Genomic DNA, 15,734 nt, shown 5'->3' with positions numbered 1-15,734 from the left:
TCAATGAGGATTTCAACTCCCGGCCGCATTTGCCTTTTCGGGGAACACCAGGATTACCTGGGGCTCCCCGTGATCGCGGCGGCCATATCGCGGCGGATTAGCGTCGAAGGTGCCCGTCGTGATGACAATAAAATCATTCTAAACCTGCCCGACCTGGGTTCAAAAGAAGCGTTTTCACTCGATACGACTTTCCCTTACGTCAAGCAGCGCGATTATTTCCGCAGCACCATTAATGTCGTCAAACGAAAAGGCCTCACCTTTTCGAAGGGTTTCGAAGTGACCATTCAGGGTAATATTCCCATCAATTCCGGCACATCGAGCTCGTCGGCACTGATCGTTTCCTGGGCGCATTTCCTGGACAAGCTCAGCGACAATCCGCTCAATTTCTCTAAAAAAGAATTGGGAGAGATCGCAAACGCAGCGGAAGTCCTCGAATTCGGCGAACCGGGCGGGATGATGGACAACTATTCGACGGCCATCGGCAATGTGATCTACCTCGAATCGACGCCCGTCATCAAGGTAGAAGCATTAACCCCCAAGCTCGGCACATTCGTTCTCGGCGATTCGCTGGAACCGAAAGACACCCTCGGCATCATCGCCCGCTGCCGGTACGGCATGGAAGAAGTGATCAAAATCGTGACCGACTACGATCCCTCCTTCTCCATTTTCACCACACCGATCAGCAAGCTGACCGATTACAAGTCCGTGCTCACCAACGACCAGCTCAGCCTGCTGAATGCAAATATCGAAGACCGCGACATCCTCGTAGAAGGCAAAGCGCTGCTCATCGACAGCGCCGAAAACCACGCCGGCACCGACTTCGACAATCGCTTCGGCCATTTGCTCTACAAACACTACCAAAACCTCCGCGACCACAAGCGCACCTCTACGCCCAAAATCGAACGCATGATGAACGCCGCCCTGGGCGCGGGCGCATTGGGCGGTAAGATCAACGGCTCCGGCGGTGGCGGCTGCATGTTCGCCTACGCCCCCACGCATGCGGAAGAAGTAGCAGAAGCGATTGAACGCGAAGGCGGCAAAAGTTATATTATCACTGTCGACGAAGGCACCCGGGTTGAGGGATAACCCCGATCCGGGCGTTTTCGCCCTCACCTTCCATCATTTAGGCCCGGTTAAAACCGCGGCGAGCTTCTTGTTTTGAAGTAAAAATCAATAGATATTTTCCTACTGTTACGAGAGAGAATAGACTTGCTGCGAATGATTCACTTCGCTATCCATAGCCGTTTTGTTTGCACAGTACCATCCTCAAAGGTTGCTTTCAGGAAGTATGTCCCTTTCAGGCCTGCCTTCATTTTCACAGTTGTCAGGTTTCCTTCTGCATTGGGTAAGTAGTCTTGTATGACCCGCTGTCGGTCATCCAGCAAGCTAACTTTGATCAATTTATTGGTCTGCTCATCCAAATTAACCGCATGCAACTCGTCAGGAGATTCCGATGAAATTGTAATGACTTCATCCTCTTGAGCTGGATTAGGATAGACCTGCATTTTCGCGCCGCTCGGTTTGAAGAATGTGAACGAATACCTCGGCGCTCCGCAGAATGCGATGGAAAGGCCACCATTGTTGGAAGGGCCATTGAATGTAAAATTCACCGTCCCCGAACTTTGATTATTGATGATGGTGCTTCCCGCAGTCGGGCTGAATGTAGGGCCGGTATCGGGGTCGAGCCCCCAGAAGATCTGCATGTTGTGAGAACCCCAGGTGGTGTTTTGAAAGCTTCCAGAAATAAGTTTGCCGTCCAGATAGACGCTGGTCAATGGCGGAGCGTAGTTGCAGGTCCAGCAACTTGACGGATTGCCATAGCCGGGTGGCACATCTAGCGCATTGTGCTTCACCAACGGACCTGGCCCAAACTTGGAAATGAATTTTCCGTCATAAGTCGTCACAGCGGAATGATCTCCCGAATATCGCACTCGTAATTTTCCGATTGTACTATTGTAGTTTGTTTGCGAATAACTAGGGTTTACTCCGGCGACATATGGCGTAACTCCACCAAAGAACACTTGATCAATGCAAGTCTGGGCTCCCCCTGTGGAGACGTGCCAAGCATAGCCGTGGCAATTATAGTTCCTAGAATAACCTGAGAGAATTATACAACTGCCACCGTACGCGCCATTCTGGATATTATTTTGCTCGGACTGCAATTGCGCGTCCGTATATTTTACAGCGCTATAAACGAATAAGGCATTGGCTGGAACAGGAACACCATTAGGCGTATTTACCTGACCATTACACATCTGTTTTAAGATTAAAACAAGAGTGAGAGTGATAAGTACGTTTTTCATATATTCAATAGTAACCTTCTAACAAAACAGTCATCAATTCAACGTTGTCGTAGAATTCGTTGTAGTTAATATTCAATTCGCCCAAATGCTGTCCTGAGCAATTGAATATATGGATGGAAGGACCCGATGTGGCGACATTCTCAAATGCTAAATAGTATTCGCCTCGGTAACGGTAAACCGATACCATAAGGAAACTCATCTTCGGCTGCTGAAACCAAGCCAATTCATCCTTGATCCAAGGCACGGTTTCAAGCGATTCTTTGGTGAAACATGGTTCGGCTGCGTCGTATTCCTTTACTTCTGTTTCAGTACAAGATCCGGCAATTAGCATCCATGCAATGATCATCAGTGTCAAAATCTTGGATGCGCGGACATTTTGCGGCCCTCTAAATGTTGGTGATGCTTTCATGATTTCTAGTTTCGTTCAAACTCAATGGCTTTTCACATATTCATCAAACTTGTTCAGTAAGTGTTCGATCGGTGCCGTACTTCTCACAATCAATCGCCTGCGAAATGACTCTATCGCTTCTGGTTCGAAGTGATCCGCCAGCAACTCCTCACCCATCGATTGCAGGATCAGATCAAATAGATAAGCACTCACTTCATTCGAAATGCCGCCGAAAACAACCTCATATCGCTTTTTTACAAGCCATTGGCTATGCAATCGCTGCAAAAAGTGAACCTTTTCTTCGGAAGACATCTGATCCAATAGCGCATCATCACACATCATCAGCTCCACGCCTATCAATTTGAGCGAATACGCGCCCATTTCTGCACTATCCGGGAAAGTTTGAATTTTGCGAAACTCCTCCCGGAAATAGACATCCCGCAGTGCTCGCATGGCATCAGGTCTTCGCTTAAATTCTAAAAACCCATTGAACCCTTCCAGCACAAAGCCCATCCCCTCAATCGGACTGTCGTGTGCTATGTAACTCCGAAAAAACGGATGTTCCATCGTTATCAGCAGCAATTCCTCCGTACTCAAAGTGCTGAGATCGATGCCAGTGATCTGGCAGGCATTCTGCCGTTCCGTGACGGAGGTAAGGGCATTCCAGCATTCGGTTCCTGGTTTGCAAGGGTAGTTCCATCGCAAAGTCTGCCCCGGCGCTCTTCCCAATGACAGTAGGATGATGATTAAATAGAGAATAGTTTTCTTCATATAGTTCTGGTTTACATGGTGGATGATACATGCAAAATCTCTCCCGGAGGGACGATTTGGAAACCGGAACATTGAGTTGTTGATGGCGCTGACGATCGCAGCGGGCATTGCAAATATTTAATTTTTCAAATACAAAACATCACCATTCCGACCCGAGATGAGTGTGCGGCAGAATTTGATATACGAACGGTTTTCGTGTCGAAGGGCTACGATACGATGAGGAGCAATACAAACGAGCAGACGGCAATGGAAAAATGCACCATTGGCATTCCGATTGTGTTTTACTTTTAAGACCTTTGTCGATATTACCATTCAACGACCGTGATCACACCTGCTGAACAAAAAACCAATATCTATTGCCCGTCGCTGACCGCCTACGAGCGGCGTCGGACTATCACCATCCATATCGGTGACCTCCCGATGGGCTCCGATTACCCGATCCGCGTGCAGTCGATGACCACCGTGGATACGATGGATACGCAGGGGTCTATCGATGAGGTGATCCGGATGGTGGAGTCGGGCTGCGAATATGTGCGCATTACGGCGCCGAGCGTGAAGGAGGCTCAAAATCTGGAAAATATCCGCAATGGACTGCGTAAGCTGGGCATTCAGGTCCCGCTGATCGCAGACATACATTTTACACCCAATGCCGCCGAACTCGCGGCGCGTATCGTCGAAAAGGTGCGCATTAATCCCGGCAATTATGCCGATCGCAAGCGTTTTGAAGTGATCGACTATACCGATGCCTCGTACGCCGCCGAGCTGGAACGGATCCGCGAAAAGTTTATTCCGCTCGTCAAAATCTGCAAGGAGTACGGCACCGCCATGCGCATCGGAACGAACCACGGTTCGCTTTCCGACCGAATCCTGAGCCGCTACGGCGACACTCCGCTGGGTATGGTGGAGTCGGCGCTGGAATTTCTGCGGATTTGTGAAGAGTTCAATTATTACAACATCGCACTGTCGATGAAGTCGTCCAACACGCAGGTGATGGTGGAAGCCTACCGCCTGCTCGTGCAGCGGCTGGACGAGGAAGGTTTGAAGCCCTACCCGCTGCATTTGGGCGTTACCGAGGCCGGTGAGGCAGAAGACGGCCGCATTAAATCGGCAGTCGGGATCGGTACGTTGCTGGAAGATGGATTGGGTGATACCGTGCGCGTTTCGCTGACCGAAGCACCCGAAAAAGAAGCCCCTGTGGCGCGCGCATTAATCGAACGGTACGCGACACGCGCCAGCCATGCGCCGATCGAGCCGGTTGACCATTGTCCGATCAACCCATTCCAATACACCCGACGCGATACGCGGGAAGTGTATAACCTCGGGCATTTGAACGTGCCCCGCGTGATCGCCGACTACTCGAATATCGAAGTCCAGCAATTGGATGATCTAAAAAGTATCGGCCATTTCTTCCTGCCGGTGCCTGATAAATGGGCCATGAACGACCAGGGCGCCGATTTTATATATTCAGGCCAGAAACCGGTGCCATTTATGCTCCCGAACGGCCTGCGCGAAATCCTGGACTACCCGCAATGGCTGGTACATCCCGAAAAGCACATCAAATTTCCCCTTTTCAATGTTGCGGACTGGAATGCGGCAACGGAGGTTTCTTCCGAACTGAATTTTATTGAAGGAGATATCCATACTTTCAACGAGGCTTTTCTGAACGAAGTTGCCGGTAAAACGAACATCGTCCTCGTCCTGCACACAGACAATGCGCACGCGATGCCCGAAATGCGGCGGTTCTTTTACAAGCTCACAGAAATGAAGAACCGGCTACCGGTAATTATCCGGCGGAGTTACCAAACCGACCTGGGTGACCGGCTGACCTTGTATTCCGCTACCGATATCGGCGGATTGCTGGTGGATGGCTTCGGCGATGGCACATTGCTTTGCCCCGACTTCTCAGGCGCGGAGCACGCCGAAAAACTGAAAGCCGCTGCGGCCTATAACGGCATTGCATTCGGTATTTTGCAGGCGGCGCGCACGCGAATGTCGAAAACCGAGTACATTTCGTGCCCGTCGTGCGGACGCACATTGTTTGATTTGCAGGAGACGACGGCGATGATACGCAAGCACACCGAACATTTGAAAGGTGTTAAAATAGGCATTATGGGCTGTATCGTAAACGGCCCGGGCGAAATGGCCGATGCCGATTACGGCTATGTGGGTATGGGCAAGGATAAAATTGCGCTGTACCGCGGGCAGGACGTGATCAAACGGTCGGTGCACTCATCGAAAGCCGTGGAAGAGCTGATCGAGCTCATCCGTGAAGACGGCCGGTGGATTGAGCCGGAGGAGCGTGAAATTTTGGTTTAAACAAATACAATGAAAAGATACTTTCAACTGGGAGAAGTGTTTTCCTACTTCGTACGCGTTTTCAAAAAGCGCGACCCGAATAACCCCGATTCGTTCAACTTGCGCATGATGCATGGGATCAACCGGATCTCGATCGTCATGTTCCTGATTTGCGTTATTGTCATGATCGTCAGAGCCTTAATACGATGAACCTCGAAACACTCAGGGATTACAGTTTAAAATTACCAGGCGTCACGGAAGAGTTACCATTCGGCCCGGATACGCTGGTTTTTAAAGTAATGGGAAAGGTTTTCCTGCTGACGCCGCTGGATACGCCGCAGCATTCATTCAATGCCAAATGCGATCCTGAAAAGGCAGAAGAACTGAGAGAAAAATACCCCGACGTGAGGCCGGGGTACCATATGAATAAGAAGCATTGGAACACGGTGCATGTCACCGGAAGCATTCCAAGCGAAGAATTGTTCAGCTGGGTGAAACATTCGTACGACCTCGTAGTGGCCAGCCTGCCGAAGAAAACGCAGGAAGAACTCAGACAGCAACAATAAAAAAGGAGCGGTAACCCGCTCCTTCGCATTTATTTGGCTGCTTTCATTTCCTCATCCAGTCGCTTGCTCAGCGTGTCGCAAACGCCCTCGATCATGTCGGCCATTCCGCGGTCGTTGGTAGCGGTCAGCAGGGTGTCGGCAATACCGCTCATGAGTTCAATATAAAACCGCTTCATTTCAAAAACCTCCATATCCTTCGTCCAAAGGTCGATTTTCAGCGTGCCGCGGTGGTAATGGTCCCACACGCCGATCGCGATGGCGCGCGTGTCATTAATGCCCTCGTTCGGGTTGTCGGTCGCGTCCCAAAAGATCTTTTCAGGTATATTTTTGTCGTCTAGTTCAACGGTGAAATGGATTTCTGACTTCTTCATTATTGAGGTGTTAATTTTTACAAAAGTAAGGAAAACTCACTTACCTACCTGGCTAAACACTTTTTTGAGCAAATCGGTCACCCGCGCGCCCGGATTCTCCCGGATTTTCTTTTCCTCCTGCGCAATGAGCAAGTACAGGCCGTCGATGGTTTTTTGCGTGGCGTATTCTTTCAAATTGGGATTAACCTTTTTGACGAGGGGCAGCTGGTTGTAAGTATTCACAATATCACCATAATATTGCGTCGCCTTGTTGAGATTCAACGTGCTGTCTACCACGGGAAAGAATGCCTTGAAGAGCTCATCGTTCGTGCTTTTTTTCAGATACTGGGTAGCAGCGTCGTCCTGGCCTTTGAGAATACTGAGTGCGTCGGGCACGGTCATGGACGTGATGGCTTTAAAAAAGATCGGTTTGGACTTCTTGGCCGCATCTTCCGCCGCGCGGTTGAGGGATAATGTAAATTTATCGACCTGCTCGCCAAGCCCCATTTTGCGGAGTGTTTCGGCCACTTTCTGCGCTTCGGGCGGCACCGCGATCTTGATCAGTTCGTTTTTGAAGAACCCGTCCACCTTCGAGGCGGAATCGGAACCGTTGCTGATGCCCACGTTCAACGCCTCTTTCAGGCCCTGAACGATCTCATTTTCACTGAGTCCACCGCTTTTGCCGCCCACTTTCTCGAGGACTTTGCCCAGATTGAACTGTGCCTGGGAAGTGTGTGCCAAAACGAGCCAAAACAGCGTAAACGAAAGGATTTTGTATTTCATTACAATAGAGTTTGTTAATATTTCACTACGGTTCAAACGTACTCAATAACGATTAATTTTACTTATTTTTGGAAAAATAACGGTCCCTTTTAACCTGTTTCGAACCTATGATTTCCTCTGCCAGAGCTGAAATAATCACCATCGGTGACGAGATCCTTTTCGGTCAGATCGTCGATACGAACACCCAATGGATTGGCACCCAACTGACTGATATCGGCATCCGTCCGGTACGCAAAACATCGGTCGGTGACCAAAGGCAGGACATTCTGGACGCGTTCAAACAGGCCAGCGAGCGGGTGAACGTCGTGATCGTCACCGGCGGCCTCGGCCCCACGCGTGACGACATTACGAAACACACCTTCTGCGAATACTTCGGCACAGAGCTGGAAATCAACCAGGAGGCACTGGCGCTTGTTACGGAGTTTTTCGCAAAACGCGGCCGCACCATGACCGAGCTGAACATCCAGCAGGCAGCGCTCCCCAAAAACTGTACCTACATTCCCAACCTGTGGGGCACGGCCCCGGGCATGTGGTTCGAGAAGGACGGGGTGATTTACGTATCGCTGCCCGGCGTGCCGTTTGAAATGAAAAACCTGATGGAGTTCGAGATCCTGCCGAGGCTGAAAGCACGGTTTTCGACCCATATTATCCAGCATAAACAAATCCGCACGATCGGGATCGGCGAATCGTTTCTGGCGGAAAAAATCGCCGCCTGGGAAGATGCCCTGCCGGAACATATCAAACTGGCCTATCTGCCGCATTTCGGGCAGGTGAAGCTCAGGCTCACCGGCACCGGCACGGACCAGGCTGTGCTCGACAGTGAATTAAATGCGCAGGTCGCCTTGGTGCTGCCGCTGATCGAAGAATATGTTTTCGGCTTCGATTCGGACGAACTGGAAACGATTATCGGCACTTTGCTTATGCAGAACAATGCCACCGTAGGCACCGCCGAAAGCTGCACGGGCGGCTATGTAGCCAACCAGATCACGAGCGTTTCCGGCTCCTCGCGCTACTACGAAGGCTCGGTGGTGAGTTACAGCAACGCCGTTAAAATGAGCGTGCTGGGCGTTTCGCCGGCAACCCTCGAAGCATTCGGCGCGGTGAGCGAACAAACGGCCCGCGAAATGGCGGAAGGCGCACGCCGCGTGCTCAACACCACTTTTGCCATCTCCACCACGGGCATCGCCGGCCCCGACGGCGGCACGCCCGAAAAGCCGGTAGGCACCGTGTGGATCGCCTGCGCAACGCCCGAGGAGACATTTACACAGCTGCTGACTTTAAGGAACAACAGAAAAATCAATATCGAACTAACCTGCTCTTATGCCCTTAACCTTTTGAGAAAAAGCATTTTGAAAGCTACACTCGCGGTAAAAGGCTGAACGAAGATCAGAACGGGTAAGGCAACAAAAGCATGTTTTCCTTACCTTCGAAAAAACAGGAATATGAAAGTAATTGAAATGGTAATGCCTCCGATGGGGGAAAGCATCATGGAATGCACCGTGCTTCACCTGCTTGTAGAAACAGGGGCGAAGGTGCGTATCGATGATTCCATTCTGGAAGTGGCAACCGATAAAGTAGATACCGAAGTCCCATGCCCCTACGACGGCACGCTCGTGAAATGGCTTGTGGAAGTGAACGACGTGGTGCCGATCGGTAGCGCGGTAGCACAAATAGAGGTAGCCGACGATGTGGTGGCCCTCGAAACCGAAACGCCCCCGCTGGCGGCCGTGGAAGAAGAGGCGGACGTTGCAGAAACGGCCGCATTGCTCGAAAAGGATTTTCAAACGGCCGTGACGCGCACCGCCGAGCCTGCTTATGAATATGCCCCGGCCCATGGCGAAGTAAATTCGTTTTACTCGCCGCTCGTGCTCAGCATTGCGCGCGAGGAGCATATCCCGGTGGATGAACTGAAAGTCATTAAAGGAAGCGGCCTCGAAAACCGGGTGACGAAGGACGATATTTTATCCTATGTCGAACATCGCCGCAAAAAAGGTGTGAACGTTACGCCGGCCGCTGTTCCGGCGACTTCGCTGAACGGCAGCAACGAAATCATCGAAATGGACCGTATGCGGAAAATGATCTCGCAGCGGATGGTCGATTCGAAACGCATTTCGGCGCACGTAACATCATTCATCGAAACCGACATGACGCCCGTGGTAGGCTGGCGGGAGCATGTGAAGGCCGAATACCGGAAAAAAACCGGCGACAGTATTACATTCACGCCGATCCTGATCGAGGCCGTTGCCAAAGCCATTCAAGATTACCCGCTGATCAACATTTCGGTGGAAGGCGACAAGATTATCAAAAAGAAAGACATTAATATAGGAATGGCCGTAGCATTGCCGGACGGTAACCTGATTGTGCCGGTAATCCACAATGCCGACCGTTACGACCTGCCCGGCCTCGCCCGCAAAGTGAACGACCTCGCCAAGCGTGCCCGCGAAAACCGCCTGAAAGCCGACGACCTCGCCGGGGGCACCTACACCGTTTCGAACATCGGCGCATTTTCCAACCTCATGGGCACGCCGATTATCGTACAACCGCAGGTGGCGATCATGGCATTCGGTGCGATAAAGAAAAAACCGGCGGTGATAGAAACGCCGCAGGGCGACCTGATCGGCATCCGCAGCATGATGTTTGTCTCGCATTCGTACGACCACCGGGTGGTAGATGGCTCGCTGGGTGGCCTGTTCCTGAAACGCGTAAACGATTACCTCGAAAACTTCGACATTAGCCGAACCATTATCTGATGCTGAGATTGACCCTGGACATGGACGATGTGCTGGCGAACACCCACGAAAAGCTCGTCGACATTGTTCTCGCCGACTTTTCGACCACATTGAACAGACCGGATTTCCAGACAAAGGGCTTGCGGGAACTGCTGCATCCGAAACAGCTTTCGAAGCTGCACAAGATCATGGACTCACCCGGTTTTTTCGCGGATATCAAAGTGAAGGACGACGCCGTGGAGACGGTTCACAAGCTTTCCAAATATTACGAACTGTTTGTGGCCACCGCGTGCATGGAATTCCCTAACTCCTTCCGCGATAAGTTCGACTGGTTGAAAAAGCATTTCCCATTTATCCCGTGGACGAATGTAGTTTTCTGTGGGTATAAAAGCATTATCCAGTCCGATTACCTGATCGACGACCACGTGCGCAATCTGGCGGCGTTCAAAGGCAAAGGCATTCTTTTTTCATCCCCGCATAATCTTCGCGAAACGGCCTATCAGCGCGTTTCGAGCTGGAAGGAAGTGTCGGAACTATTTTTGCACAGCGTATGAAACTGTTACTGATCGAGGACGAACCAAAAACATTGCAGTCGATACGGCAAGGGCTGGAAGAGAACGGCTATGAAGTGGACATTGCTTACGACGGGTTGATCGGTAAACAATTGGCACGAGGCAATGTTTACCAACTCATTATCAGCGACATCATCATCCCGGGCATTAACGGGATCGAACTTTGCCGGGAGATCCGCAGCTGGGGCGACGAAACGCCGATCCTGATGCTGACAGCCCTTGGCACGACGGACGATAAGGTGACGGGCCTCGACGCAGGCGCGGACGATTACCTGGTCAAACCATTCGAATTCAAAGAACTTCTCGCACGCGTACGCGCACTCACGAAGCGCGGCACCACGGTTTCGCACACCGCCCAGGTATTGCGCTTTGCCGACCTGGAAGTTTCGCTCGATGCGAAAACTGTTTATCGATCGGGGAACAAGATTAATCTGACGGCGCGCGAATTCAATTTGCTGGTGTATCTCATCCGCAACCAGGGGCGCGTTATTTCGAAGGTCGAGATAGCGGAGCAGGTCTGGGACATTGGATTCGACACCGGCACCAATGTAATTGAAGTATATGTAAATTACCTTCGCAAGAAGATTGACAAGGATTACCCGGTAAAGCTCATCCACACGCAATTCGGGATGGGCTATGTGCTCAAAGTGGAATAAACTATGCAAATACGTACCCGACTTACGGTTCAGTTTTCCCTGCTGGTAAGCGGTATTTTGCTGGTCACCTTTCTGGCCGTCTATTTTTTTACCTATTATAATGTAACGGAGGATTTTTACGACCGCCTCCGCTCGAAGGCCAAGTCGCAGGCGGAGCTTTTGCTGAAAGTGCAGGTGCCGCTCATCAATGCCGAAGTCCTCAAAGCACTCGACGAAACCAACCGCGACCTCATTTACGACGAGAATATCTTCATTTTCGACGAAAAAAACCGCCTCATTTACAGCAACTCCACCACCCCGCAATTCAAGGCGCTGCACGTGTCCAACTACTGGCTCGATGAGATCCGCAAGGCAGGACAGATTCGCTACGACGATGGTGATTACAAAGTGGTAGGCCTTTATTACAAATATCCCTTTAATAGAGCCGTGGTAATGCTTGGTGCGAAGGACTTGTACGGCCAGGCCAACCTCTCGAACCTGAAAACGCTGCTGACGGTCCTCTACCTGATTGTGACGTTCGTGGTGGCGATTGTGGGGTGGATCTTCTCCAAGCGCGCATTGCGGCCTATTTCGAAGGTAATGAATGCCGTGGAAGGCATTTTACCCCAAAAGCTCGATACGCGGCTGAATGTGCCGAACCAGAAAGACGAGATCGGTCGATTAACTGTGACATTCAACAAGCTGCTCGACCGCATTGAAACGGCTTTTCAAATGCAGAAAATCTTTGTCGCGAATGTTTCCCACGAGCTTAAAAACCCGCTCACGAAGATCAAATCGCAGCTGGAAGTGAGCATGCTGAAAGAGCGGAACCCGTACGAATACCAAATGACGATCCGCTCGGTGCTGGAAGACATTCAGGAACTCGGGCAGCTCTCGAATACCTTGCTTGAACTCGCCAAAGTGAGCGAAGATCAGCGTGACCTGCTCACGGAAGTCATCCGCGTCGACGACCTGCTGCTCGACTGCCGCATGACGCTCGCGCAAGCGAACCCCGTCTACAACATCCAGCTCAACTTCGACGAGCTCCCCGAGGACGACACCTGGCTGGAAATAACCGGCAACTCCACCCTGCTGAAAACCGCGTTTCTGAACCTGATGGACAACGCCTGCAAGTTCTCCGACGACAATGCCGTGAGTGTTTGCCTGCACCCGTCGCGTGCGCAGCTCGGCCTATCGTTTTCGGATCATGGTAAAGGCATTCCGGAGAAAGACAAGAGCTTGGTTTTTCAACCTTTCTACCGCAGCGACAACACGGCAAACATCAAAGGTTACGGCATCGGCCTCTCGCTGGTAGAGCGCATTGTGAAGCTGCACAATGGCAGTGTGAACATTCAATCCAACGTTCCTAAGGGCACCACGTTCCGATTAAATTTTTTGCGCCTTTAAGCAAATTCTAACTTTTTATTAACGCCTTTCTAAGTATTGTTGATCTTATTTGTAATGTCGACAGCGAGGAACTCAACCCGCAAGTTGCATTTCAAAGGATTTCATTTTTTGTGGTGTTAATAAGCAGATTGGCAGGCGTCTCTCACGTCTGCCAATTTTTTTGCTGTTGGTTCAAAACGTTTACGGGTAATCAAAAAAGCCCCTCGTCCGATGGACAAGGGGCTTTCAATATCATCTCAGTACACTAGTGCTTCTTTCGAATTTCAATAATCTTCAACTTGTTCAGCACCTTGATTACCGGGTAAGTCGGGTCGATTTCGAACCATCTTGAGCCGAAATTGATGGAATTCGGACGTTTGTGGTGGTTGTTCTGGAAAAGCTCGCCCATCATCAGGAAATCGAAGATCAGGGAGTTTTTAGATTTATCGTCGTTATCGAAGTTCTGGTAGCCATATTTGTGTCCGCTCCAGTTTACGATCGCTCCGTGGATCGGGCCCATCAGGAAGTGGATCGGCAACAGGAAGAAGAATGCCCAGTGCATATCCAGGTAAATATAGGCCAGCACGTAAAATACGATGTACAAAATGCCCCAGCCAGCTCTTGAAATCCATGAATCACCCAATTTCTCGATCAGTCTCCATTCCGGATAATTACGTTCGAAACGGTTTTCGATGGCACGCTTGCGGTTCAGTACGGCATTGTAAATGTTTTTAGTCTCCCACATCATCGTAAAAACATTCTTTGTGTGGTGCGGAGAATGCGGGTCTTTATCGGTATCGCTGAAAGCATGGTGCATGCGGTGCAGGATCGCGTAGGCACGGGGGCTCAGGTACGACGAACCTTGTGAAACGTAGGTTAGCAAATAGAAGAACCGTTCCCAGGGCTTGCTCATTATGAACATTTTATGAGCAGAATAGCGATGCAGGAAGAAGGTTTGACAGAATAGTGACAAATACCAATGTACAACAAATACAATGAGAACTATATACATGGAACGGTGTAATATTTAAAATGCTGAACTTTGTACAAAAGTAAGTGCCAGAGGTTAGAAAACCGAAATTTCCCAAACTAAATTTGGAATAAAGCCATAACCCTCAGCGCCATTAGGCCGCCCCTGCGCTACTCGATCATGAACGCGTAACTGAGCAGGTTCGCGCCCATTTGCAAGGCTTTCCGGCGCATTTCTTCGGGGTCGTTGTACACGCTCTGGTCTTCCCAGCCATTCCCGAGGTCGGTTTCGAAGCTGTAATAGCACACCAGCCGTCCCTGCCAGATCAGCCCGAAGCCCTGCGGCTGCTTGCCGTCATGCTCGTGGACCTTCGGCAGACCGTCGGGAAACTTGTACTTCATATTGTAAATCTGATGATCGTACGGCAGCTCGACGAACGATAGTTCTGGAAAGACCTTCTTCATTTCCCGGCGAATAAACTGGTCGAGGCCGTAGTTGTCGTCCACATGTAAAAAGCCGCCCGAAAGCAGGTAATTCCGCAAATTCTGGGCTTCGGCATCGCTGAAAACCACATTGCCGTGGCCGGTCATGTGCACGAACGGGTAAGAGAAAATATCCGGGCTGCCCACTTCCACCACATCCTCCACGGGATTGAGGTTCATTTTCAACTCCGCGTTACAGAACTTGATCAGGTTCGGCAGCGACGTCTTGTTGGCATACCAGTCCCCGCCCCCGCCGTATTTCAGCTTGGCGATTTTGAGCGACGACTGCCCAAACGACGATACAATCGAGGCACAGAGTAATAAAGCGATAACGACGAGTCGGGCGTTCATGTTAATGAGTGAATGAGTGAATGTGTGAATGAGTGAATGAGTGAATTTTCAATGATTGAATGATTGAATGATGAATTTCGAGTGATTGAATGACCGAATGATGAATTTCGACTGAGTACATGGGTTTTTACCAACGTAAGTAAGAGACGTACAGATTCTGACCTATTCAATCATTCAGTCATTCAGTCATTCACTCATTCACTCATTCACCCATTCACTCATTCACTCATTCCCCGTCCCACGGCGGCTCATTCACTCATTACAAAACCTGCGCCAAATTCACCGCGTGGCAGCCTGCTACGGCGGCGGTTTCGGTGCGGAGGCGGGTTGGGCCTAGTGATACGGTTTGAAAACCGGCTTGCAGGGCCAGCTCCACTTCCTTCGGGCTGAAATCGCCTTCGGGGCCGATGAGCAATGTGGTGTCGGCGCCTTTTTTTATTTTACTAAAAACGTGTTCCACCGTATTTTGTTCGGGCACGTAGGCGATGAGTCGCACCTCGTCGCCCGCATTTTTAATAAACGGCTCGTACTTGTTATTTACTGTAATGACCGGCATATAAAATTGCTGCGATTGTTTCATAGCCGCCGCCGCGATGCGGTTCAGGCGGGTGAGGTTCACAACGCGGTTGAGCGTTTCGGGATTGGTGTGCTCGGTCACCACGAAATCAATGCGCTCCACGCCTATTTCCGTCATTTTTTCCACCATCCATTCGTTCCGCTCGGCTTTGCGCGTGGGCGCGATCGCCATATGAACGGCAAATGGCCTGCGCTCGGCAGTTTTCGATTCGATCACCTCATATCCTACCCTTCGTCCCTGGATGTTGAGCCGGCATTTTTGAAGCAGGCCTTTCCCATTGGTGACCTGGATAATATCACCCGAGCCAAGCCTTAAAACCTTCGAACTGTGCCTTGCTTCCTCCTCGTCGAGTTCAAAAATGTGAGGGTCAGGCTGGTAAAATAAATGCATTATTCCAATATTGTGATGTGGTTACCAAAAGCCGCGGGGGCATTCAAAAATATACAAAATATCCGCAAACTCCCAAAATATACGATCCCCTCATAGTTCTATCGGTGCGCTATTACGCCATACCGGGTTTATTGGACATTACTGTTATTTTATAGTTTCAAAGGCATATTTGAAACCTCTTTTGCC

At 50.5% G+C, this 15,734-nt stretch carries 17 protein-coding genes; 9 read left to right on the top strand and 8 right to left on the bottom strand.

Annotated elements, in window-relative coordinates; all coding sequences use genetic code 11:
- Nucleotides 1–3: 3 nt before the first annotated feature.
- Nucleotides 4–1,086 (top strand): GHMP family kinase ATP-binding protein, encoded by a 1,083-nt coding sequence (locus DFER_RS02295; RefSeq protein ID WP_012780082.1) that lies wholly within the window; start codon nucleotides 4–6, stop codon nucleotides 1,084–1,086.
- A gap of 137 nt (nucleotides 1,087–1,223) precedes the next feature.
- Here DFER_RS02295 and DFER_RS02290 read toward each other — a convergent pair whose 3' ends face one another.
- Genes DFER_RS02290 through DFER_RS02280 form a run of 3 tightly spaced genes read right to left on the bottom strand, consistent with a single transcriptional unit; the run spans nucleotide 1,224 to nucleotide 3,462 of the window.
- A complete protein-coding gene (locus tag DFER_RS02290; RefSeq protein ID WP_012780081.1) occupies nucleotides 1,224–2,303 on the bottom strand; it encodes a T9SS type A sorting domain-containing protein in 1,080 nt (359 codons plus the stop codon).
- 4 nt (nucleotides 2,304–2,307) lie between these two features.
- Nucleotides 2,308–2,712 carry a hypothetical protein gene (locus DFER_RS02285; protein WP_012780080.1) on the bottom strand — a complete coding sequence of 135 codons (405 nt, stop codon included), beginning with the start codon at nucleotides 2,710–2,712 and terminating at the stop codon, nucleotides 2,308–2,310.
- A gap of 21 nt (nucleotides 2,713–2,733) precedes the next feature.
- Entirely contained in the window at nucleotides 2,734–3,462 is a 729-nt protein-coding gene (locus DFER_RS02280) for a hypothetical protein (RefSeq protein ID WP_143828630.1), read from the bottom strand.
- Between the two features lie 321 nt (nucleotides 3,463–3,783).
- On the opposite strand from DFER_RS02280, the gene ispG reads away from it, so the two are divergent.
- Genes ispG through DFER_RS02265 form a run of 3 tightly spaced genes read left to right on the top strand, consistent with a single transcriptional unit; the run spans nucleotide 3,784 to nucleotide 6,323 of the window.
- Nucleotides 3,784–5,778, top strand: a complete 1,995-nt coding sequence (gene ispG, locus DFER_RS02275; protein ID WP_012780078.1) for a (E)-4-hydroxy-3-methylbut-2-enyl-diphosphate synthase — start codon at nucleotides 3,784–3,786, stop codon at nucleotides 5,776–5,778.
- A 9-nt stretch (nucleotides 5,779–5,787) separates the two neighbouring features.
- Nucleotides 5,788–5,967 carry a DUF6728 family protein gene (locus DFER_RS02270; protein ID WP_012780077.1) on the top strand — a complete coding sequence of 60 codons (180 nt, stop codon included), beginning with the start codon at nucleotides 5,788–5,790 and terminating at the stop codon, nucleotides 5,965–5,967.
- Nucleotides 5,964–6,323, top strand: coding sequence for an MmcQ/YjbR family DNA-binding protein (locus DFER_RS02265; RefSeq protein WP_012780076.1), 360 nt, complete (start codon nucleotides 5,964–5,966; stop codon nucleotides 6,321–6,323). The genes DFER_RS02270 and DFER_RS02265 overlap by 4 nt, the downstream gene beginning before the upstream one ends.
- 29 nt (nucleotides 6,324–6,352) lie before the next feature.
- Here the strand turns inward: DFER_RS02265 and gldC are convergent, their stop codons facing one another.
- Entirely contained in the window at nucleotides 6,353–6,694 is a 342-nt protein-coding gene (gldC, locus tag DFER_RS02260) for a gliding motility protein GldC (protein WP_012780075.1), read from the bottom strand.
- A 36-nt stretch (nucleotides 6,695–6,730) separates the two neighbouring features.
- Nucleotides 6,731–7,456, bottom strand: a complete 726-nt coding sequence (locus tag DFER_RS02255; RefSeq protein WP_012780074.1) for a DUF4197 domain-containing protein — start codon at nucleotides 7,454–7,456, stop codon at nucleotides 6,731–6,733.
- Nucleotides 7,457–7,563: 107 nt separating this feature from the next.
- On the opposite strand from DFER_RS02255, the gene DFER_RS02250 reads away from it, so the two are divergent.
- The 5 genes from DFER_RS02250 (at nucleotide 7,564) to DFER_RS02230 (ending at nucleotide 12,799) form a co-directional block, all read left to right on the top strand.
- Complete coding sequence (locus tag DFER_RS02250) at nucleotides 7,564–8,835, top strand: competence/damage-inducible protein A (RefSeq protein ID WP_012780073.1); 1,272 nt, start codon at nucleotides 7,564–7,566, stop codon at nucleotides 8,833–8,835.
- Between the two features lie 63 nt (nucleotides 8,836–8,898).
- Complete coding sequence (locus tag DFER_RS02245; RefSeq protein WP_012780072.1) at nucleotides 8,899–10,206, top strand: dihydrolipoamide acetyltransferase family protein; 1,308 nt, start codon at nucleotides 8,899–8,901, stop codon at nucleotides 10,204–10,206.
- Nucleotides 10,206–10,739 (top strand): 5' nucleotidase, NT5C type, encoded by a 534-nt coding sequence (locus DFER_RS02240; protein WP_012780071.1) that lies wholly within the window; start codon nucleotides 10,206–10,208, stop codon nucleotides 10,737–10,739. The genes DFER_RS02245 and DFER_RS02240 overlap by 1 nt, the downstream gene beginning before the upstream one ends.
- Nucleotides 10,736–11,413, top strand: a complete 678-nt coding sequence (locus tag DFER_RS02235) for a response regulator (RefSeq protein ID WP_012780070.1) — start codon at nucleotides 10,736–10,738, stop codon at nucleotides 11,411–11,413. The genes DFER_RS02240 and DFER_RS02235 overlap by 4 nt, the downstream gene beginning before the upstream one ends.
- Nucleotides 11,414–11,416: 3 nt before the next feature.
- Nucleotides 11,417–12,799, top strand: coding sequence for a sensor histidine kinase (locus DFER_RS02230; protein WP_012780069.1), 1,383 nt, complete (start codon nucleotides 11,417–11,419; stop codon nucleotides 12,797–12,799).
- A gap of 244 nt (nucleotides 12,800–13,043) precedes the next feature.
- Here the strand turns inward: DFER_RS02230 and DFER_RS02225 are convergent, their stop codons facing one another.
- From DFER_RS02225 to DFER_RS02215, 3 genes are all read right to left on the bottom strand, one after another.
- A complete protein-coding gene (locus DFER_RS02225) occupies nucleotides 13,044–13,790 on the bottom strand; it encodes an acyl-CoA desaturase (RefSeq protein ID WP_012780068.1) in 747 nt (248 codons plus the stop codon).
- A 128-nt stretch (nucleotides 13,791–13,918) separates the two neighbouring features.
- Nucleotides 13,919–14,581 carry a DUF4159 domain-containing protein gene (locus tag DFER_RS02220; RefSeq protein WP_012780067.1) on the bottom strand — a complete coding sequence of 221 codons (663 nt, stop codon included), beginning with the start codon at nucleotides 14,579–14,581 and terminating at the stop codon, nucleotides 13,919–13,921.
- Nucleotides 14,582–14,840: 259 nt separating this feature from the next.
- On the bottom strand, nucleotides 14,841–15,548 hold the full coding sequence (locus tag DFER_RS02215) for an RsmE family RNA methyltransferase (protein ID WP_012780066.1): 708 nt from the start codon (nucleotides 15,546–15,548) through the stop codon (nucleotides 14,841–14,843).
- Nucleotides 15,549–15,734: the final 186 nt, after the last annotated feature.

Origin of the sequence: Dyadobacter fermentans DSM 18053, from assembly GCF_000023125.1 — a bacterium.
GTDB lineage: Bacteria > Bacteroidota > Bacteroidia > Cytophagales > Spirosomataceae > Dyadobacter > Dyadobacter fermentans.
The sequence above is the reverse complement of the archived record's forward strand: the minus strand, read 5'-3'. Positions and strand labels throughout refer to the sequence as shown.